At 72.4% G+C, this 19,896-nt stretch carries 16 protein-coding genes; 7 read left to right on the top strand and 9 right to left on the bottom strand.

What is annotated here, in order from left to right; all coding sequences use genetic code 11:
- Positions 1–309: 309 nt before the first annotated feature.
- The 3 genes from ACIRHA_RS13255 to ACIRHA_RS13245 form a co-directional block, all read right to left on the bottom strand.
- A complete protein-coding gene (locus ACIRHA_RS13255; protein WP_403843941.1) occupies positions 310–1,617 on the bottom strand; it encodes an HRDC domain-containing protein in 1,308 nt (435 codons plus the stop codon).
- A gap of 122 nt (positions 1,618–1,739) precedes the next feature.
- Entirely contained in the window at positions 1,740–2,402 is a 663-nt protein-coding gene (locus tag ACIRHA_RS13250) for a response regulator transcription factor (RefSeq protein WP_266602921.1), read from the bottom strand.
- 321 nt (positions 2,403–2,723) lie between these two features.
- Positions 2,724–3,347, bottom strand: coding sequence for a DUF3000 domain-containing protein (locus ACIRHA_RS13245; protein ID WP_403843938.1), 624 nt, complete (start codon positions 3,345–3,347; stop codon positions 2,724–2,726).
- Between the two features lie 214 nt (positions 3,348–3,561).
- On the opposite strand from ACIRHA_RS13245, the gene hemE reads away from it, so the two are divergent.
- The 5 genes from hemE (at position 3,562) to ACIRHA_RS13220 (ending at position 9,739) form a co-directional block, all read left to right on the top strand.
- A complete protein-coding gene (gene hemE / locus ACIRHA_RS13240; RefSeq protein ID WP_403843936.1) occupies positions 3,562–4,650 on the top strand; it encodes a uroporphyrinogen decarboxylase in 1,089 nt (362 codons plus the stop codon).
- A 135-nt stretch (positions 4,651–4,785) separates the two neighbouring features.
- Positions 4,786–6,204, top strand: a complete 1,419-nt coding sequence (locus ACIRHA_RS13235) for an MFS transporter (protein ID WP_403843934.1) — start codon at positions 4,786–4,788, stop codon at positions 6,202–6,204.
- Entirely contained in the window at positions 6,201–7,379 is a 1,179-nt protein-coding gene (locus tag ACIRHA_RS13230) for a CaiB/BaiF CoA transferase family protein (RefSeq protein WP_403843932.1), read from the top strand. The genes ACIRHA_RS13235 and ACIRHA_RS13230 overlap by 4 nt, the downstream gene beginning before the upstream one ends.
- Positions 7,380–7,531: 152 nt before the next feature.
- Complete coding sequence (locus ACIRHA_RS13225) at positions 7,532–8,749, top strand: acyl-CoA dehydrogenase family protein (protein WP_403843930.1); 1,218 nt, start codon at positions 7,532–7,534, stop codon at positions 8,747–8,749.
- A gap of 18 nt (positions 8,750–8,767) precedes the next feature.
- On the top strand, positions 8,768–9,739 hold the full coding sequence (locus ACIRHA_RS13220) for a LysR family transcriptional regulator (protein WP_403843928.1): 972 nt from the start codon (positions 8,768–8,770) through the stop codon (positions 9,737–9,739).
- A 46-nt stretch (positions 9,740–9,785) separates the two neighbouring features.
- Here the strand turns inward: ACIRHA_RS13220 and ACIRHA_RS13215 are convergent, their stop codons facing one another.
- The gene (locus ACIRHA_RS13215; RefSeq protein WP_403843926.1) at positions 9,786–11,171 is read right to left on the bottom strand and encodes an FAD-dependent oxidoreductase; all 1,386 of its coding nucleotides are present in this window, start codon (positions 11,169–11,171) and stop codon (positions 9,786–9,788) included.
- A 110-nt stretch (positions 11,172–11,281) separates the two neighbouring features.
- Positions 11,282–12,217: a DUF4349 domain-containing protein gene (locus ACIRHA_RS13210; RefSeq protein WP_403843924.1), complete on the bottom strand. Its 936-nt coding sequence runs from the start codon at positions 12,215–12,217 to the stop codon at positions 11,282–11,284.
- Positions 12,218–12,431: 214 nt separating this feature from the next.
- Between ACIRHA_RS13210 and hemG the strand changes: the two genes are divergently transcribed.
- A complete protein-coding gene (hemG, locus tag ACIRHA_RS13205; RefSeq protein ID WP_403843921.1) occupies positions 12,432–13,925 on the top strand; it encodes a protoporphyrinogen oxidase in 1,494 nt (497 codons plus the stop codon).
- A gap of 4 nt (positions 13,926–13,929) precedes the next feature.
- Positions 13,930–14,661, top strand: coding sequence for a hydrogen peroxide-dependent heme synthase (hemQ, locus tag ACIRHA_RS13200; protein ID WP_389274701.1), 732 nt, complete (start codon positions 13,930–13,932; stop codon positions 14,659–14,661).
- Between the two features lie 94 nt (positions 14,662–14,755).
- On the opposite strand, the gene ACIRHA_RS13195 is transcribed toward hemQ, so the two are convergent.
- The 4 genes from ACIRHA_RS13195 to ACIRHA_RS13180 form a co-directional block, all read right to left on the bottom strand.
- Entirely contained in the window at positions 14,756–16,366 is a 1,611-nt protein-coding gene (locus ACIRHA_RS13195; protein WP_403843918.1) for an alpha/beta hydrolase, read from the bottom strand.
- Between the two features lie 186 nt (positions 16,367–16,552).
- Positions 16,553–17,326, bottom strand: coding sequence for a TIGR04222 domain-containing membrane protein (locus ACIRHA_RS13190; RefSeq protein WP_403843915.1), 774 nt, complete (start codon positions 17,324–17,326; stop codon positions 16,553–16,555).
- A gap of 62 nt (positions 17,327–17,388) precedes the next feature.
- On the bottom strand, positions 17,389–18,237 hold the full coding sequence (locus ACIRHA_RS13185; RefSeq protein ID WP_403843914.1) for a DUF4142 domain-containing protein: 849 nt from the start codon (positions 18,235–18,237) through the stop codon (positions 17,389–17,391).
- Between the two features lie 167 nt (positions 18,238–18,404).
- A complete protein-coding gene (locus tag ACIRHA_RS13180; RefSeq protein WP_403843912.1) occupies positions 18,405–19,712 on the bottom strand; it encodes a DUF692 family multinuclear iron-containing protein in 1,308 nt (435 codons plus the stop codon).
- Between the last annotated feature and the right edge of the window lie 184 nt (positions 19,713–19,896).

Genomic DNA, 19,896 nt, shown 5'->3' with positions numbered 1-19,896 from the left:
GTACGGGATCCGTTTCCGGGTACGCGGACGGCGCGCTGCGAATACCGCCATGCTACTTGCGAGTAACCAAGTCTTGAAGTCCCCCCGGCCGGAGCGGCGAAGGTCACATTCCTTTAAGCCCCTGCGGCGATTGAGCAGCGGGGTCTGGGGCGGAGTCCCCACCCCACCCCTTCCCGAAAGTCCTGCCGGACGGGCCTGCTCAATCGCCGCAGGGGCTTCATTTGGAGCCCCGTGGCGTCAGGGCACGGTTGCGTACGCCAACGCGCCCCCCGGCCTGGGCCGAGGGGCGCGTTGAGCGGAGGGTGCGGGTCAGGCGTGGGACGCCAGCGCCGGCAGGAGGATGGGGGTGACCTGGTTGATCTGCCAGTTGCGGGCACCGTGGGAGCGCAGCGCCTCCGCGACGGATGCCGCCTCGATCTCCGCCGGAGGCTCCCAGCACACCCGCCGCACGGTGTCCGGCGTGATCAGGTTCTCCTGCGGCATCGAGAGCGTCTCGGCCAGCGCCGAGACCGCCGCCCGCGCCGCCGAGAGGCGGGCCGCCGCGGCGGGGTCCTTGTCGGCCCAGGCGCGCGGCGGGGGCGGCCCCGTCGTGGCCTGGCCCGGCTGCGGCAGCTCGGCGTCCGGCAGGGCCCGCGCCCGGTCGACCGCCGCCTGCCACTGCTCCAGCTGACGCCGGCCCATGCGGTGGCCGAAGCCGGACAGGGCGGACAGCGCGTGCACATTGGGCGGCAGCGCGAGCGCGGCCTCGACGATCGCCGAGTCGCCTAGCACCTTGCCCGGCGACACGTCCCGCCGCTGCGCGACCTGATCGCGCGCCGTCCACAGCTCGCGGACGACCGCCATCTGACGCCGGCGCCGCACCTTGTGCATGCCGGACGTGCGCCGCCAGGGGTCCTTGCGCGGCGGGGCGGGCGGGGCGGAGGCGATGGAGTCGAACTCCTCTCGGGCCCACTCCAGCTTGCCCTGCCGGTCGAGCTCCTTCTCCAGCGCGTCACGCAGGTCGACGAGGAGTTCGACGTCGAGGGCGGCGTAGCGCAGCCAGGGCTCGGGCAGCGGGCGCGTCGACCAGTCGACGGCGGAGTGGCCCTTCTCCAGTACGTAGCCGAGCACGTTCTCGACCATCGCGCCGAGGCCCACCCGCGGGAAGCCGGCGAGCCGTCCGGCCAGCTCGGTGTCGAAGAGCCGCGCGGGCCGCATGCCTATGTCGCGCAGGCACGGCAGGTCCTGGGTGGCGGCGTGCAGGTCCCATTCGGCGTCGCCGATGGCTTCGCCGAGCGAGGAGAGGTCGGGGCAGGCCACCGGGTCGATGAGCGCGGTGCCCGCGCCCTCCCGGCGCAGCTGCACCAGGTAGGCGCGCTGCCCGTAGCGGTAGCCGGAGGCGCGCTCGGCGTCGACGGCGACGGGGCCCGTGCCCGCGGCGAAGGCCGCGACGACATCGGCGAGCGAGGCTTCGTCGGCGATCACCGGCGGAATGCCCTCACGGGGTTCGAGAAGGGGGGTCGGCGCACCGTTGACTGAACCAACAGATCCTTCAGCAGAAGATCCGCCGTCGTCCAGAGGGGCGCCTCCGGTGGTGCGCAGTGAACTGTCTGCTGCGGTTTCTTGGGCGTCGGTCACCTGTCAAGAGTATCTGTGAACGCACGGCGCCCGTCGACGGAACGTTACGTCGACGGGCGCCGTGCCGAAGTAAACCGGACGAATCCGGCCACTGGGCGATCAGTGGGTCGGGGAAACGGTGATCAGTGGATGATTCCGGTGCGCAGCGCGACCGCCACCATGCCGGCCCGGTCACCCGTGCCGAGCTTGCGCGCGATGCGGGCGAGGTGGCTCTTGACGGTCAGGGCGGACAGGCCCATGGAGACGCCGATGGCCTTGTTCGACTGGCCCTCGGCGACGAGCCGGAGCACCTCCACTTCGCGTCCTGAGAGTTCGCGGTAGCCGCCCGGGTGGCTCGGGGCACCCGGGGGGCGACGGTGCATACGGGCGGCCGCGGCACCGATCGGGGCGGCGCCTGGCCGGGTGGGCAGGCCGATGTTGGTACGGGTGCCGGTGACGACATAGCCCTTGACGCCGCCCGCGAGGGCGTTGCGCACGGCGCCGATGTCGTCGGCGGCGGAGAGGGCGAGCCCGTTGGGCCAGCCTGCGGCTCGGGTTTCGGAGAGGAGCGTCAGACCGGATCCATCGGGGAGGTGGACGTCGGCGACGCAGATGTCGCGGGGGTTGCCGATGCGGGGACGAGCCTCCGCGACGGACGAGGCCTCGATCACGTCACGAACACCGAGCGCCCACAGGTGGCGGGTCACGGTGGAACGGACGCGGGGGTCGGCCACGACCACCATCGCGGTCGGCTTGTTCGGGCGGTAGGCGACCAGGCTTGAGGGCTGCTCGAGGAGAACGGACACCAGGCCTCCTGGGGTGCGGGACGGGAGCCGGCTCGGGGATGAAGCCGGGATGAACCGTGCTTTCAAGGTCACTGGGTCCTTCGGCACCAAACCCGTCCGCCTTTAGAGAATGATCACGATTTGGTGAGTAACAATGCGAGCAATTCGGACACGCAAGCGATCATTCGAAAGGGTGCCGAATTGTCACGAGTCGCATCCAATCGAACCAAATCCGACCGACCGGGGCCATTCCGAAAGGACCCGAAACCTGAGCCCGAGACATGAGAAGGCCGCGCCGGAGCTGCTCCGACGCGGCCGAAAAAGACCCCTGCGAATCCGTGGTCAGGAAGGACGCGGCCCCCGCCGCTGCGGCAGCGTCACCACCGCGCCGTCCGGACCCTGCGGTCCGGCCGCCACCGGCGGAAGGCCCGCGATCTGGCACAGCACCTCGCACCACGCCGCGAGATGCGCCGACGTGTCCGGTACGCCGCCGAGGCCCTCGCGCGGCGTCCACGACGCCCGGATCTCGATCTGCGAGGCGGGCGCCCGGTCGCCGAGCCCCCCGAAGTAGTGCGAACTCGCACGGGTGACCGTGCCCGAAGGCTCCCCGTAGGAGAGGCCGCGGGCCTCCAGCGCGCCCGTCAGCCAGGACCAGGAGACGTCCGGGAGCAGCGGGTCGGCCGCCATCTCCGGTTCGAGTTCGGCCCGGACCAGGGTCACGAGCCGGAAGGTGCCGTGCCAGGCGTCGTGCCCCGCCGGATCGTGCAGCAGGACGAGCCGGCCGTCGGCCAGATCCTCGTCACCGTCGACGACCGCGGCCTCCAGCGCGTACGAATAGGGAGCCAGGCGCTGCGGCGGCCGCGTCGGGTCGATCTCGATCTCCGGGCGGAGCCGCGCGGACCGCAGGGCGTCGACCGCCGTACGGAAGGCGGGCGGGGTGGGGTCGTGCTCCTGTGCAGCGTTCATGTCCCGAGCGTTCTGCCCCTCCCGCACCGATTCACTCATCCCGCCTGTGTCGTCGTGGTCGTCGCGCCCGTCGTCCGACCGTCGTCCCTGAGCCGAAGCCATGCCGGGAAGGTTAAGGGGAGCGAGCCCCTCCCGTGGGGAGGGACACCCCTCTCGGAGCCCCCTTCCCCATGTCCTTCACAGGCGGCGTCGCGGGCGTGCGAAACTTTCGGGTGTGAGTGCCAACACCGAGGCCACGGGCCAGCAGCCGTCAGCGACGTACGAACCCACGAAGGCCACGCAGGAATCTGCCTTCCTCAAGGCGTGCAGGCGCGAGCCCGTGCCGCACACGCCGGTGTGGTTCATGCGCCAGGCCGGCCGCTCGCTGCCCGAGTACCACAAGGTGCGCGAGGGCATCGCGATGCTGGACTCCTGCATGCGCCCCGACCTGGTCGCCGAGATCACGATGCAGCCGGTGCGCCGCCACGACGTGGACGCGGCGATCTACTTCAGCGACATCGTCGTGCCACTCAAGGCCATCGGCATCGACCTCGACATCAAGCCCGGTGTCGGCCCGGTCATCGCCAACCCGATCCGTACGCGCGCCGACCTGGCCCAGCTGCGGGACCTCACCCCCGAGGACGTCTGGTACGTCACCGAGGCCATGGGGCTGCTCACCGCCGAGCTCGGCGAGAAGCCGCTGATCGGCTTCGCCGGCGCTCCCTTCACGCTCGCCAGCTACCTCGTGGAGGGCGGCCCGTCCCGCAACCACGAGCACACCAAGGCGCTCATGTACGGCGACCCGCAGCTCTGGGCCGACCTGCTCGACCGCCTCGCCGAGATCACCTCCGCGTTCCTGAAGGTGCAGATCGAGGCGGGCGCCAGCGCCGTCCAGCTGTTCGACTCGTGGGTGGGGGCGCTCGCGCCCGCCGACTACCGGCGCTCCGTGATGCCCGCGTCGGCGAAGGTCTTCCAGGCCGTCGCGGACTACGGGGTGCCGCGGATCCACTTCGGTGTGGGCACGGGCGAGCTGCTCGGGCTCATGGGCGAGGCCGGCGCGGACGTCGTCGGCGTCGACTGGCGCGTCCCGCTCGACGAGGCCGCGCGCCGTGTCGGCCCCGGCAAGACGCTCCAGGGCAACTTCGACCCGGCCATCCTGTTCTCCACCCCCGAGGCCGTCGAGACCAAGGCCAGCGAGGTCCTCGACGCCGCCGCGGGCCTTGAGGGCCACATCTTCAACCTCGGCCACGGCGTGCCGCCGAATACCGACCCGGACGCGCTGACCCGGCTCGTGGAGTACGTGCACACGCAGACCGCCAAGTAGTTCGCGCCGCCGCGGGGGTCTCTTCGGAATTGCCGAAGGGCCCCTGCGGAAATCGGCCATTGTTCGCGCCCGCCACCTCCGATTGCCTGTGCGGTGCGCCACCCCATCCGGTGGCGCGGGACCGTGGAGGTGGACGTGACCGCGCATGCAGCGTCGCAGGCGGCGGCTGGGGCCGGGGCAGCCAAGGTGCCCGGATTCCGTCGTGGGGTGTCGTCGACGGACTGGTGGATCATCGGCCTGTTGCTGGCCTTCTTCACCCTCAACTTCGCCGACAAGGCGGCCATCGGGCTCGCCGCGCCCGACCTGGAGAAGGACCTCGGGCTCACCGCCGCCCAGTACGGCCTGATGTCGAGCGCCTTCTTCTGGCTGTTCGCGGCGGGCGCGGTCGTCCTCGCGCTGTTCTTCCGGCGGATCGGCTGGCGCTGGTCGGCGGCCGGGCTGATGATCGCGTGGGTGGCGAGCATGGCGCCGCTGACCGTGCCCACCACGGTGGGCGTGGTGATCGCGTCGCGGATGGTGCTCGGATTCTTCGAGGGGCCGGCGCATGCCCTGTGCCAGTCGGTCGTCGCGGACCGTTTCCCGGCCGAGCGGCGGGCGTTCGCGGGGGCGGTCGTCAACGCGGGTTCCTCCGTCGGTCCGTTGGTGGCTACGCCGCTGCTCACGTGGGTCATCGTTACGTGGACCTGGCATGCGGCGTTCGTGGTGCTCGTCGCCGTCGGGGCGGTGTGGGTGGTCGTGTGGCTGGTCGTGACGCGGCGGGAGCCGGGGATGAGGCCGCGGGGCTCTGCCCCGGACCCCGCGCCTCAATCGCCGGCGGGGCTTGAAAGGGACCCCGCGGGCTCACGTCCGACAGACGGGCTTGAGGGTGGTGACATCGACGTACCGTTGACCTCGCTTCTGCGCACCGGGAGCTTCTGGGGGCTCGCGCTGCTCTCCTTCGCCGGGTACCTCATTTCCTCGCTCAAGGTGTCCTGGCTGCCGTCGTTCCTGCACGACGGGATGGGCTACTCGCGCGGCACCGTCGGCCTTCTGGCCACCCTCCCGTACGGGCTCGCGATCGTCGTGCTGCTCACCGCCGGGCTGATCTCGGGGCGGATGCTGAAGGCCGGGCGCTCGGCGCGGGCCGCGCGCGGGTTCCTGACCATGGGGTATCTGTGCTTCGCGGGCGTCGCCATGATCGCCTTCACACAGGTGCCGCCGGGCGGGCTCCAACTGGCCCTGGTGGTCGCCGCGTTCTCCATCAACAGCGTCGCGTTCTCGGTCGCCTTCGCGGGCGCCGCCGACTTCCTGCCCCGCAGGCACAGGCCCGGCTTCTTCGGCTGCATCATCGCCGCGTACAGCGTCGCGGGGATCGTCGCTCCGTGGCTGCTCGGCGTCATCGTGGACGCCGCGGACACCGTCTCGCAGGGGTACGCCGACGGGTTCCTCGTCGTCGGCATCACCATCTGCGTCTTCGCCGTCGCGGGCGGGCTGCTGCTGGACCCGGCACGCTCGCGCGAGGTGCTGCTCGCCGAGACGGCGCGGCGCAGGGCCGCGGCGGGTGAGGCCCGATGAGCCGCCCACTCGACGGACTGCGCGTGCTCGACTTCGGGCAGTACATCGCCGCGCCCGGAGCCGGGCAGAACCTCGCCGACCTCGGCGCCGACGTCATCAAGGTGGAACCCCTCTCCGGCGACCAGGCGCGCGGCATCGGCCCCTTCGGCGCCGCCATGGTCCGCGCCAACAACCGCGGCAAGCGCAGCATCGCCGTCGACCTGCGCGCGCCCGGGGGCGCGGACGTGGTCCGCGAGCTGCTCGGCACCGCGGACGTGCTGCTGCACAACTTCCGGCACGGCGTCAGCGAACGGCTCGGCCTCGGCCCGGACGCCCTGCTCGCCCGTCATCCGCGGCTCGTCTACGGATTCGTCACCGGGTTCGGCACGCGGGGCCCCTCGGCGTACCGGGTCGGCCTCGACATCGCGGCGCAGGCGGAGTTCGCCGTCATGGATCTCACCGGGGAGGCGGACGGGGATCCGCAGCGGGTGGGCTTCGCGGTGGCGGACGTGCTGGCGGCGCAGGCGCTTACGTCGGGTGTCCTCGCCGCGCTGTTGCAGCGGACGGGCACCGGGCGTGGGGACGTCGTGGAGACCTCGCTCATGGAGGCCGTCGTGCACGCCCAGGCGTCCACCTGGGCCGAGCACGAGCTGAGCGGCAGCGCCCCGAGGCGGCGCGGCAATGGGCAGGCGCTGGCGGCGCCCGCCGCGGACCTTGTACGGACCCGGGACGGCGGGGCGCTGGTCCTCTCCGCGTACACGCGGGAGAAGTTCGCGGTGCTGTGCGAGGTGATCGGGCGGCCGGAGCTGGCCGGTGATCCGCGGTTCGCGGCCAACCCCGCGCGGGTCGAACACCGGCCGGAACTCCTCGGTCTGCTGCACGACACCCTCGGCCGGCTCGACCGGGACGAGGCCCTGGAGCGGTTGCGGGGTGCGGGCATCGTGTGCGGGGCGGTGCGGAGGTTCGACGAGCTCGCCGACGATGCCGATGTGCGGGCCTCCGGGCTGATCGCGGACTGCGGTGGTGGGGGCACGGCGCCGACCACCGCTTTCTCGGTGGGCGGGCGGCGTCCCACGAGTACGCCCCCGGCGCCGGAGGTCGGTGAGCACACGCGGCGGATCCTCGCGGAACTCGGCCGGGGCGAGGCGGAGATCCGCGCGCTGGTCGACGGCGGAGCGGTCGCTGCGCGGCCGTGAGCCACGCCGGGGCCGGACCGGCCATTCAAGCCCCTGCGGCGATTGAGCAGCGGGGTCCGGGGCGGAGCCCCGTGGCGTGGGGGCGGGCGAGCGCAACGGGCGGGCCCCCGCCCACCTTCAACAATTCGGAACACCCCACAGGAGGAACCCGCATGATCGACCCCGACGTGTTCGCGCTCGGATTCGAGGAGTACCTCGCCCGCGTGGCCGCCCTCACCGACGACGTCCTCATCCCCGCCGAGCAAGAGATGGTGGAAGCAGGAGAGGTCCCCGAGCGCGTGGTGGACGCGCTCGCCCGGAACGGTCTCTTCGGTGTGTCGATACCGCGGCGGCTCGGCGGGCTCGAATGGACCATGAGCCAACAGGTGCGGCTGACCATGGAGTTCACCCGCGCCTCATGCGTGTACCGGTCGCGGTTCTCCACCGTCATCGGACTGTGCTCGCAGGCGATCCTCGACCACGGCACCGAAGCGCAGCGCGAGAGCATGCTGCCGAAGATGGCGGCGGGCGAGCACGTCACGGCGTTCGCGCTGACCGAGCCGGGCGCGGGCTCGGACGCCGGATCGCTGAGCACCACCGCGCGCCGGTCCGACGGCGGCTGGGTCATCGACGGGCACAAGCGGTACATCACCAACGCCCACTGGGCGGACGAACTCGTGGTGTTCGCCCGCACCGGAGAACCCGGCGAGGGGGCCGCGGGCGTCTCAGCGTTCCTCGTGCCGCGCGACACCGAGGGCGTCACGACGCGGCTGCCCACCCGCATGAACGGGCACGCAGAGGCGCCCGTCGCCGAGATCGAACTGGCCGGGGTGCGCGTCCCCGACTCCGCGCTGCTCGGCGGCGAACTCGGCGCCGGGTTCAAGGCCGCGCTGCGCGGCATCAACCACGCCCGGCTGCACGTCGCCGCCACCTGCGTCGGCCAGGCCACCCGGATGCTGGAGGAGACCTCACGGCACCTGTCGGGGCGGGAGCAGTTCGGCGCGCCGCTCGCCGAACTCGGCGCCGTCCAGGCCGACCTCGGCCGCTGCTTCGCCGATCTCGAGGCGGCCCGCGCGCTGACCATGGAGGCCGCCCGCGCCTTCGACTCCGGCACCGTGCCGCGCCACCGCATCGCCGCCGCCAAGCTGTTCGCCTCCGAAATGGCGAGCCGCGTCGCGGACCGCTGCGTCCAGCTCCTCGGCGGCGAGGGCATCGTCGGCGACCACCCCGTACCGCGCATGTGGCGCGACGTACGGGCGCTGCGGATCTACGAGGGGTCGTCGCCGGTCCACGAGCGCAACCTCGGCCGGGCCGTGACCAGGCAGGTCGGCGTGGACGGGACGCTTCCGGACACTTACCGTGTGACCCGCGGAGCGGCCGTGGAGGTGTAGCACTTCAAGGGAGACCCGGTGGAGCTGAGGCAGCTGGAGCAGTTTCTGGCCGTGGTGGACCACGGAGGGCTCGGGCGCGCCGCCGAGCACCTGTACCTGTCGCAGCCCACCGTCTCCGGATCCATCAGGGCCCTGGAGCGCGAGCTGAAGGTCGAGCTGTTCCACCGCACCGCGCGCCGCCTCGTGCCGACCTCCGCGGGCCACCAGCTGGTGCCGCTGGCCCGGCGGGTGCTCGACGACGTGGTCGCCGTCCAGGACGCGATGCGCGGCGCCCGCGAGGTCGGCGGGGGTGTGCTCACGGTGGTGTGCACGCCCGACATGTCCGGGGAGGCGGTGGCGTCCTGGGCCGGCGGGTTCACGCGCGCGTACCCGGCGGTCCGGCTCGACATCAGCGAGGTCGGCTCCCGGCACGAACTCGTGGCGGCGGTCGCCGACGGGCGCGCCGAACTGGGCTTCACACTCGCCCCGGACGAACTCCGCGGTGATCTCGACTTCATCGAACTGGGCGTGCAGCGGCTGCTGTTGGTGCGCCCGCCGGGGCACGGCGGCCCCGGAGCGGGTGCGCGGCGCGTCCCTCTCGCCGCCATCGGTGACCTGCCGCTCGCCCGCCGCCAGGTCACCCGCAACGAGGAGGACGCCGTGCAGGCGGCGCTGGCCGCGCACGGCGTCGCCCCGACGACCGGTGCGACCGTGCCCAGCAGGAACGCCCAGCTGACGTTCGTGCTCCGGTCCGGGTTCCAGGCGTTCCTGCCGCTGCGGATGTGCGCGGCGGCGCTCGACGCCGGGGCCGAGGTCGTCGAGACCGACCCGCTCATCGAGTCGCCGTTCGGCGTCGTGCACCGCGCCGGTGAACTCGCCCCCGCCGCCCAGCAGTTCGTGGCCGATGTCCGCACGGCGCTGCGGGCCTGGTTCGATGCCATCGCGGCGGGGAGCGAGGCAGGGCTCGGCCTGGTGGACGCGGTCGCCGCGGCGCGGGAGGCGGCGCTCTGAGCCGGCGCTTCGAGTCGCAGCACCGGGGCCGCACACCGAGCCGGTGTTAGCCCGCCCGGACCGCCGCCACCGCCTTGCGCGCCGCCACCAGCACCGGATCCCACACCGGTGAGAACGGCGGCGCGTAACCCAGGTCGAGCGCCGTCATCTGCTCCACCGTCATGCCCGCGGTCAGCGCGACCGCCGCCACGTCGACCCGCTTCGCCGCGCCCTCGCGGCCCACGATCTGCACGCCGAGCAGCCGGCCCGTGCGCCGCTCGGCCAGCATCTTCACCGTCATCAGCGCCGCGCCGGGGTAGTAACCCGCCCTGCTGGTCGACTCGATGGTGACGCTCACGTACTGCAGGCCCGCACGGTGTGCGTCCTTCTCCCGCAGGCCCGTGCGGGCGATCTCCAGGTCGCACACCTTGCTGACGGCCGTGCCGACGACGCCGGGGAACGTCGCGTAGTCCCCGCCGACGTTGGCGCCGATGATCTGGCCGTGCTTATTGGCGTGGGTGCCGAGCGCGATGTGCCGTTCGCTGCCCGACACCAGGTCGAGCACCTCGACGCAGTCGCCGCCCGACCAGATGTTCTCGTGGCCGCGCACCCGCATCGACCGGTCCGTGAGCAGCCCGCCGGACGCCCCGAGCGGCAGCCCGGCATCCCGCGCGAGGCTCGTCTCCGGGCGCACGCCGATCCCCAGCACCACCACGTCCGCCGGATACTCGGCGTCGTCCGTGGCCACCGCGCGGGCCCGTCCGTCGTCCCCGGCGAGGATCTTCGTCACCTCGGCGTCGTCGACCATGGTGATGCCCATGCCGGTCATCGCTTCGTGCACGAGCCGGCCCATGTCCGCGTCGAGCGTCGACATCGGCTCGGCGCCGCGGTTCACGACCGTCACCTCGTACCCGCGGTGGATCAGCGCCTCCGCCATCTCCACGCCGATGTACCCGGCGCCCACGACCACGGCGTGCCGGCCCTCGGTCGCCCGCAACGTGTCGAGCAGTGCCTGACCGTCGTCGAGCGTCTGCACGCCGTGCACGCCGGGCGCGTCGATGCCGGGCAGGTCGGGGCGGACCGGCCGGGCGCCGGTGGCGATCACGAGCTTGTCGTACGAGGTCCAGGACTCGGTCCCGCCGTCGAGTTCCCGGGAACGTACGCGGCGCCCCGGCACGTCGATCTCCATGACCTCCGTGCGGGTGCGGAGGTCGATGTGCCGCTTGCGGTGCTCCTCGGGGGACCGGGCGATCAACTCGTCCCGTGCGGCGACCTGGCCGCCCACCCAGTACGGGATGCCGCATGCGGAGTACGACGTGAAGTGGCCGCGTTCGAAGGCGACGATCTCGAGTTCGGCCGGGCCCTTGAGGCGGCGGGCCTGGGAGGCGGCGGACATGCCTGTGGCGTCGCCGCCGATGACCACGAGGCGCTCGCGCGCGGGTTCGGTGCTCATCTGTTTACGCTAACCCGGGGTTGACGCCGCGGGGCGCTGCCCCGGGCCCCGCTGGCTCTCGTCCAAAGTGCGGGCTTGAAAGATCGGGGCTCTGCCCCGGACCCCGCGCCTCAATCGCCGGCGGGGCTTGATAGGTCCCCGGCGGGGCTTGAAGGGGCGTCGGCGGGGCTTGAATTGCGGCGGATGAAGCGTAGGTACACGAATGTTGCCGCCCCCAGTAGTGCTGCGAAAGGCAGGACCGCTGCCAGGGCGATGGCGATCCACTTCAGTGCCGTGACGAAGGCGTTCCAGCCGGCCGACAGGGCGTCGAGGAAGCCCGGGTCGTCGTCTGCCGGGGGTGTGGACGTCTCGGTCAGGCGGAGGGTGATGGTTGCGAGGGACGTGCGGTCCTTGAGGGAGTCCTGTTGCGCGAGGAGTGCCTCCAGCTCCGACTGGCGCGTGCCCAGTTCGCCCTCCAGGGTCACCACGTCGCTCAACTTCTCGGCCCGGTCCATGAGTTCCCGCACGCGTGCGACGCTCGCCCGCTGCGACTTGATCCGGCTGTCGACGTCCACGACCTGGTCCGTGACGTCCTTCGCCGTCACGTTCCGCTCCAACAGTCGCCCGCTGCCCGCGAGTTGATCGAGTACGTCCTCGTACGACTCCTGCGGTACGCGCAGGGTCACCCGGGAGCGCTCGTGGCCGTGGCCGTCGCGGTCGGTCGTCTCGTCGCCCACCATGCCGCCCGCGTCCTCGGCGGCGGTCCGGGCCTTGTCGAGCGCGTCCGGGACGTCCTTGACGCGCACGGAGAGGTGCGCGGTGCGGATGACGTGGACTCCGGTGAGCTTCGGCGGCTTCTGGGCCTGTTGCCGGCCGGCGTCGGACTTGCCGCCGCCCGCTCCGAGGTCGCTCTTGGCGGCCCCCTTGTCGTCGGCGTCGGCGGCGCTCTTGTCGCCCGAGTCGCCTCCCGCGCCCGAGCAGCCGGTCAGCGCGAGCGCCACCGCGAACAGTGCCGCGACGAGCAGTGCCAGCGGGCGGCGTGGCCCGGTGCGGGTCTTCGTACGCAAGCGGGAACGGGAACGGTGCATGGACGTAACCCCCGAAGGAATGTGGACGTGACGGTCGTCGGACGTTCCTTCGACGCGCGGGCGTCCCGAACGGTGGTTGCCGGCCGGTCCCGAACCGGTCACGGTCGGGACACGTCGAGCGCGTGCCCGGAACGTGCCCGGCGCGCGCCCGCCACGCGTCAATCCTGGGCTGACGTTCTGACAAAGTGGGGGCATGCGTGAAGCGGACACTGTGACGAAGACGGGTCGGGGCAGGCGGGGCAGGAGAGTCCTCGTCATCGGCGGCGGGATCGCCGGCCTCGCGGCCGCCCATCGACTGCTCGCCGGGAGCGAGCGGGGCGGGCCGGTACACGTGACCGTCCTGGAGGCCGACGAACGGCTCGGCGGCAAGCTGCGCACGGGCGAGATCGCCGGCGCGCGCGTCGACCTCGGCGCCGAGTCGATGCTGGCCCGCCGCCCCGAAGCGGTCGGCCTCGCCCGCGAGGTGGGCCTCGGCGACCGCCTTCAGCCACCGTCCACGGCGACCGCGTCCATCTGGACCCGCGGCGCCCTGCGCCCCATGCCCAAGGGCCACGTCATGGGCGTGCCCGGCACCGCCGAAGCGCTTGAGGGTGTCCTCTCCGACGAGGGACTGCGCCGCATCCGCCGGGACGACCACCTGCCGCCCACCCACCTCGGCGAGGACACGGCCGTCGGCAGGTACGTCGCCGCGCGCCTGGGCCGCGAGGTCGTCGACCGGCTCGTGGAACCGCTGCTCGGCGGCGTCTACGCGGGCGACGCCGACCTGATCTCGATGCGCAGCGCGGTGCCGCAGCTGTTCGAGGAGGCGGGGCGTCATGTGTCGCTGACGGAAGCGGTGCGTGCCATCCAGGAGCGGGCGGCGGCCAATCAGCAGACCGGGCCCGTGTTCATGGGCATCGAGGGCGGCATCGGTACGTTGCCCGGGGCAGTGGCCGACGCGGTGCGCGCCAAGGGCGGCGAGATCCTGCTCGGCGAGCGCGCCACCTCGCTCACCACGCGTGACGCGGTCTGGCGGCTCGGCACCGAGTCCGGCCGCGTTTTCGAGGCCGACCAGGTGATCGTCGCGCTGCCGGCCCGCGCCGCCGCGAGCCTGCTGCGCACGGCGTCCCCGATGGCCTCCCAGGAGCTGCGCCGCATCGAGTACGCGTCGATGGCGCTGATCACGATGGCGTTCCGCAAGGCGGAGGCGGACCTTCCCGAGGGCAGCGGCTTCCTCGTCCCGCCGGTCGACGGCCACACGATCAAGGCCGCCACCTTCGCCTCCCGCAAGTGGGGCTGGATCGCCGAACAGAACCCGGACCTGATGGTCGTCCGCACCTCGGTCGGCCGCTACGGCGACGAGAAGGACCTCGCCCGCGAGGACAACGACCTCGTCGACCTGTCACGGCAGGACCTGCGCGAGGCCACCGGCCTCGACGCCGCCCCGGTCGCCGCGCACGTCACGCGCTGGAAGGACGGACTGCCCCAGTACCCCGTCGGGCACGCCGCCCGCGTCGAGCGGATCCGCGAGCACATCGCCGCCGTGCCCGGCCTCGCCGTGTGCGGAGCCGCATACGACGGCGTCGGCATCCCGGCCTGCATCGCCGGTGCGTACGCCGCCGTGGACCTGCTCGGCGGCGACACCGCCGCGCTCGACGAGCTGAAGGCCGACCCGGTGCAGAGCATGCACGGCGGAGCAGGAGAATGAGGACATGAGCGACGACACCCCCAACACCGACGCCGCGCGCGTACCGAACAAGGGCAAGCTGGCGAAGGACCTCAACGAGGTCATCCGCTACACCCTCTGGTCCGTCTTCAAGCTGAAGGACGTGCTGCCGGAGGACCGTTCCGGGTACGCGGACGAGGTCCAGGAGCTGTTCGACCAGCTCGCCGCGAAGGACGTCACGATCCGCGGCACGTACGACGTGTCGGGCCTGCGCGCCGACGCCGACCTCATGATCTGGTGGCACGCCGAGACGGCCGACCAGCTCCAGGAGGCGTACAACCTCTTCCGCCGCACGAAGCTGGGCCGCGCCCTGGAGCCGGTGTGGTCGAACATGGCGCTGCACCGCCCCGCCGAGTTCAACCGCTCGCACATCCCGGCGTTCCTCGCCGACGAGAACGCGCGCGACTACATCTCGGTGTACCCGTTCGTGCGCTCCTACGACTGGTACCTGCTGCCCGACGACGAGCGCCGCAAGATGCTCGCCGATCACGGCAAGATGGCGCGCGGCTACCCGGATGTGCGGGCCAACACGGTCGCGTCCTTCTCGCTCGGCGACTACGAGTGGATTCTCGCGTTCGAGGCGGATGAGCTGCATCGGATCGTGGACCTGATGCGTCTGCTCCGCGCGTCCGAGGCGCGGCGGCACGTCCGTGAGGAGGTCCCGTTCTTCACGGGGCGCCGTAAGAGCGTTGCGGACCTGGTCGCGGGCCTGGCCTGACCTCATCCAGCACCACATCAAGCCCCGCCGTCGGACGAGAGCCAGCGGGGTCCGGGGCAGAGCCCCGCGACCCCGCCCCCGGGAGCCGTCGGCCTCAATCGCCGGCCGGGCTTGATTTGCCCAGCGGCGCCGGTTCCTTGTGCGGGGCGCACGACGCCGCACCGTTGTCGGGCAGCTCGCCGTCCAACAGGTACGCGTCCAGGCGGCCGTTTACGCACTTGTTGGGGCCCGCGCCGATCCCGTGCGTGCCCGCCTTGCGTTCGGTCACCAGGGACGAACCGGCCAGACGACGGTTGAGCTCCTGGGCGCCCTTGTACGGCGTCGCCGCGTCGCGTTCGGCCGCGAGGATGAGGGTCGGCGGGAGTTCGCCCGGTGCGGTGCGTACGTCGACCGGCTGCTGCCGGGGAGTGGACCAGTAGGCGCACGGCAGGTTCATCCACGCGTTGTCCCAGGTCTCGAACGGGGCGCGCTTCGCGAGGGCCGTGTTGTCGCGGTCCCACGTGTGGAAGTCCGTCGGCCAGGACGCGTCGTTGCACTGGACGGCCGTGTAGACGGCGTTGCTGTTCTCGTCCTCCTTGGCGGACTCCTTGATGGGCGCGGCCTGGTCGACGAGCGGCTTCGGGTCGCCCTTCACGTAGGCGGAGAGCGCGTAGGCCCGCAGCGGCCAGTAGTCGTCGTAGTACCCGGTCTGCAGGAACGCGGACTGCAACTGGGCAGGACCGACCTTCCCGCCGGCCGGTTTGCGGGACACCTCCGCGCGCACCTTCTCGTACGCGGCCAGCACCTTCTCGGGTGTGTCGCCCAGGTGGTACGTCTTGTCGTGGCGGGCGACCCACGCCCTGAAGTCGGCCCAGCGGCGCTCGAACGCGGCCGACTGTTCGAGGTTGTTGGCGTACCAGATCCCCTCCGGGGACGGGTCGACCGCCGAGTCGAAGACCATCCGCCGCACATGCGAGGGGAACAGCTCCGCGTACACGGCCCCGATGTACGTCCCGTACGAGGCGCCCATGAACGTCAGCTTCTTCTCGCCGAGCGCGGCCCGCAGCACGTCCAGGTCGCGGGCGTTGTTGAGCGTCGTGAAGTGCTCGATGTCCGGGTTCCGCTCGGCGCACCCGCGCGCGTACGTCTTCGCCTGCGCGATCCGCTTCTTCTTGTACGCGGCAGAGGGGTGGGTCGGCGACTGCGTCGGCCCCTGCACGTGCTTCTTCGGGTCCTCGCAGGACAGCGGCGCCGACCGGCCGACGCCCCGCGGCGCGTAGCCGATCAGGTCGTAAGCGGCGCCGATGGGCCGCCACTCCGGCTGCGTCCCGGCCATCGGGAAGTACATGCCGTTGCCGCCGGGGCCGCCGGGGTTGAAGACGAGGGAGCCCTGGCGGGTGACCTTCTTCGCCTTGTCCTTCTGGCCCTTGACCTTGCCGGTCGCCTTCGCCCGGCTGACGGTCAGCTTGATCTGCTCGCCCATCGGATGCGCGTAGTCGAGCGGGACGGTGACGGTGCCGCACCGGATCGGCTCCGGCAGCTCCTCCGCCTTGGCGCAGGCGCCCCAGCGGATCCCCGCGTCCGCGGCGCGCAGCGCGGCGATCGTGCTGCCGGCCGTCTCGGCGGCGGGCGGAGGTGTCGGCGCGGCGGCGCCCGCGGGGGCGGTGACCAGGGCCGAGAGGATCAAGGATCCCGCGGTGGCGCAGAGGACGGGGGCTGCTCGCATCGCTTGGACGTATCCCTTCGTCGGGGCCCGCGAACCCGTGCGGCGAAGCGGTTCGCGAGGCCGTGCGGCTCGCGCGCACGAAAGGGATCCTTGGGGCGGCAGTTGACGAAGTAAAGGACCAGGTCGTGGGTGTCGGAACCATGACCCTGATGCGTGGTAACTGCCGTCATCGGCGTGCGGGGCGGCTCACTCGGTGGTATGCCGCCGCGTTCCGGTCAGCGCCGCGCGCAGCTGCGGGTCGTCGACCGCCCGCACCCCGCGCACCGCGACGGCGAGCAGGCTCCCGGCGCCGAGCGGGCGGCCCGCGAGCAGCCGCTGCCCGGTCGGCGAGGCCCAGCGCGTGTACGGGTGGATCTCGACGCGGGCGAGTGTCAGACAGCTCAGTGTGAGCAGCAGCGGGAGCCCGAACCACAGGGCCACCGGTCCTCCTTGCCGCGCGCTCTCGCCCGGCAGCAGGACCGCGAGCGCGCCGAGCAGCAGCACGGCGGCCGCCGCCTGCCGCACCTGCCGCACCGCGCCCGCGAGCGTCGTGCGCTCACGGTCCGGCACCGCGAGCCCGGCCGCGACGAGCCGCTCGGCGAGCACCCGCACCGCGTCACCGGCCGCGGCCGCCGCCCGCAGCGGCGCGATCCGCGCCTGCCCCTCGGGCCCGATCGCGCGGAGCACCGAACGCTCCATCGGATCCTCGCCGACCGGGTCGACGACGGTCGCCCAGCCGGTGTGCGCGAGCAGCAGGCGCCGGCTGCGGGCCATCGACACGAGCGCCACTTCGGCGACCCGTTCGGGGCCGCCGGACAGGAAGGCGGTCTCGTACAGGGAGAGTTCGTGCCCCGGGTGCGTATCCCCCGGGGCACGGTCCGCGCGTTCGCTCTCGGCGGCGCGTACGGCCGCGAGACACAGCCGCCCACAGGAGACACCCGCGACGGCACAGGCGACGAGGAGGAACAGGACCCACAACATGCGCAGTTTCTACGACAGTTGCGCGGCCGCCGCCATGCCCCGTTCACGATGTGGACGGTCTGTTATCGCGTTGTGACGCTGGGCTTTGGTTTCGGTTTCGGCTTCGGCGGCTTCTTGTCGTCCTTCTTGTCGTCCCTCTTGTTGGTGTCCTCCTTGTGCGCGTCGGGCGCCGGCTTCGGGCGGGACGCGGCGGGCGGCAGGGAGAACGAAGGGGTGGGCGACGGCGAGACCGGGGTCGCCGAGCCCGGTACGGAGGTGGGGCCCGGTGGGGCGGGGGAGCGGGTGGCGGGCGGCGGGCTCGCGGTGGCGCCGTCGCGGGCGAGCGCGTCGAAGTCGACGAGGCCGGTGGCCTCCAGCACCTTGATGTGGTCGAGGACGGTGGTGTTGGCGTCGTCCGCGAGTTGCCGCACGAGTGCGTTGCGGGTCGAGGCGCGCACCTGGGCGACCAGCGAGAAGACCTGGCCGTGGGCGCGGCGCAGGATGTTGGCGAACTTCCGCTCGTAGTCCTCGCCCCGTGCGGCGGTCAACTCCCTTAGCCAGCCCTGTTGTTGCGCGTTCGGCTGACTGGGAAGTTCCAGGTTCAGCCGCGCCGCGACCTCGCGCACCCGGGCGTCCAGGAAGGTGTGCCCCTCGACGAGGTGCCCGCCCGCCGTCTCCACCGCCTTGCTGGGGGCCCGCTCCTCGGCCTGCTGGCCGGCGGGCAGCTCCCACAGCCCGGCGAGCCGCACCTTCGTGATGAAGAGGCGGTCGGTGGCGGACAGCGGCCCGAATCTGGTGGACACGGTCTGGGCGTTGAGCTCGCCGAGTCCGGTGCCGGAGCGGTCCGCGTACGACCAGAGGGGGAAGACGAGCGCGGCCAGTGTTGCCACGAGGCCTGTGACGATGAGGGTGGTGCCGGTGAAGAGTCGCATGGTGCCTCCAGGTGCGGCACGCACGCTAGCCTCCGGCTTGGGGGGTGGGGTGGGCATCGGGTGGGAGTACGTCTCCTGCGGTACGCATGCGGCTTCCCTTGGCCCGTACCGGGGTTGCGGACGCGGGGCTCTGCCCCGGACCCCGCTGCTCAATCGCCGCAGGGGCTCTAAGTGGCTCGCCTTAGTGCGAATGTTGCTGTTCGCAGGGCCCGGGCCAGTGGGCGGCCTGTCAGTGGCCTGGGGCCGGAGCGGTTGAGCCACCAGTGGGTCAGCTCGCGGCGTGGGGTCGGGGCCTGGATGCGTTGTGTGAGGAGCAGGTTCTCGGCGAAGTCGAGGGCGTCGCGGCGGTAGCCGGTTGTCATGGGGTGGCTTCGCGCGTAGCCGAGGAAGAGCGAGCGGTACGTGGATTCGCCCAGGATGAGGGGGAGTTCGGGGGCCACCTTCGCGACGACGTCGGCCCGCTTGGCCGCGAGTGCCCGGCTCTGTACGGCGAGCCGTGTGCGGTCGAAGCCCTCGGGGGTGGGGGTGCCGGCGACGAGTGCGGAGAGCAGGGCGGTCTGGTCGAGGGCGAGTCGCCGGCGTGTGGGGTCGTCGACCGGCGCGGCGGCGGGCGCGGGTGCCCGGTGGTCCGGGGCCTGCGCGCGGGGTCCGGAACCCGCCGCGACCGTCTCCCGGATGACTTCCACCTCGCGCTCCAACTCCCCGAGATCCTCGGGAAAGTTCTCGTCGCGTTCGAGGAGGACTCCCGGCGGGGTCACCCGGGAGACCAGTTCGGCCAGGACGTCGAGGACGGCCGCCGGCACCGGGTGGGCGTGGCTGTCGTGCCAGACGCCGTCCCGCTCGAAGCCGCCCGCGACGTGCACGTACGCGATGGCCTCCACCGGCAGCTCGGCCAGCGCCTTCGCCGGGTCCTCGCCGCGGTTGACGTGATTGGTGTGGAGGTTCGCCACGTCGATGAGGAGGCGGACGCCGGTGCGGTCCACCAGCTCGTACAGGAACTGGCCTTCCGTCAGTTCCTCGCCCGGCCAGCCGAACAGTGCCGCGATGTTCTCCACCGCGAGCGGCACCGGCAGCGCGTCCTGGGCGATCCGTACGTTCTCGCACAGTACGTCGAGGGCGTCGCGGGTGCGCGGCACGGGCAGCAGGTGACCCGCCTCCAGCGGCTGCGAAGCGGTGCGCTCGCCCCCGGCCCTTACGAACGCGATGTGCTCGCTGACCAGCGGCGAGCCGAGCGCCTCCGCGCACGCGGCGAGGTCGGCGAGCCGCCCCTCGTCGGGCCGGTCGGCCCCGCCGAGCCCGAGGGCGACGCCGTGCGGGACGACGGTGACGCCGCGCTCGCGCAGCCGCCGCAGGGAGTCCGGCAGGTGCCCCGGACACAGATTCTCGGCGACGGCCTCGACCCAGTCGATGCCCGGCATGGCCTCCACCGTCTCCGCGATCTCCGGCCGCCAGCCGATCCCCGTACCCAGCTCCATGGAATTCCCCCTCCTCCGCCCGGCTTCCTGGATTCCTGACCGCGCCGGCGCGGCCCGAACCCCTGAGCGGGGACGTTCAGAGCAACATTTGAGGTTTCACCCATGGGTCCTGGCCCTCAGGGGCGGCGCGCGAGGATCAGGTGGCCGCCGAACCCCAGGAAGCCGATGCCCGTCGCCCGGGGGA

This window comes from Streptomyces sp. NPDC102360, assembly GCF_044766085.1.
Lineage (GTDB): Bacteria > Actinomycetota > Actinomycetes > Streptomycetales > Streptomycetaceae > Streptomyces.
This window is presented reverse-complemented; position numbering and strand designations above follow the sequence as displayed.

Coding starts and splice junctions, on each gene's coding strand:
- ACIRHA_RS13245 (WP_403843938.1), bottom strand. CDS start 3,347: ATGAACGCTGCACAGGAGCACGACCCCACCCCGCCCGCCTTCCGTACG.
- ACIRHA_RS13195 (WP_403843918.1), bottom strand. CDS start 16,366: ATGCGAGCAGCCCCCGTCCTCTGCGCCACCGCGGGATCCTTGATCCTC.
- ACIRHA_RS13180 (WP_403843912.1), bottom strand. CDS start 19,712: ATGGAGCTGGGTACGGGGATCGGCTGGCGGCCGGAGATCGCGGAGACG.
- ACIRHA_RS13215 (WP_403843926.1), bottom strand. CDS start 11,171: ATGAGCACCGAACCCGCGCGCGAGCGCCTCGTGGTCATCGGCGGCGAC.
- hemQ (WP_389274701.1), top strand. CDS start 13,930: ATGAGCGACGACACCCCCAACACCGACGCCGCGCGCGTACCGAACAAG.
- hemG (WP_403843921.1), top strand. CDS start 12,432: ATGCGTGAAGCGGACACTGTGACGAAGACGGGTCGGGGCAGGCGGGGC.
- ACIRHA_RS13230 (WP_403843932.1), top strand. CDS start 6,201: ATGAGCCGCCCACTCGACGGACTGCGCGTGCTCGACTTCGGGCAGTAC.
- ACIRHA_RS13185 (WP_403843914.1), bottom strand. CDS start 18,237: ATGCGACTCTTCACCGGCACCACCCTCATCGTCACAGGCCTCGTGGCA.
- ACIRHA_RS13190 (WP_403843915.1), bottom strand. CDS start 17,326: ATGTTGTGGGTCCTGTTCCTCCTCGTCGCCTGTGCCGTCGCGGGTGTC.
- ACIRHA_RS13225 (WP_403843930.1), top strand. CDS start 7,532: ATGATCGACCCCGACGTGTTCGCGCTCGGATTCGAGGAGTACCTCGCC.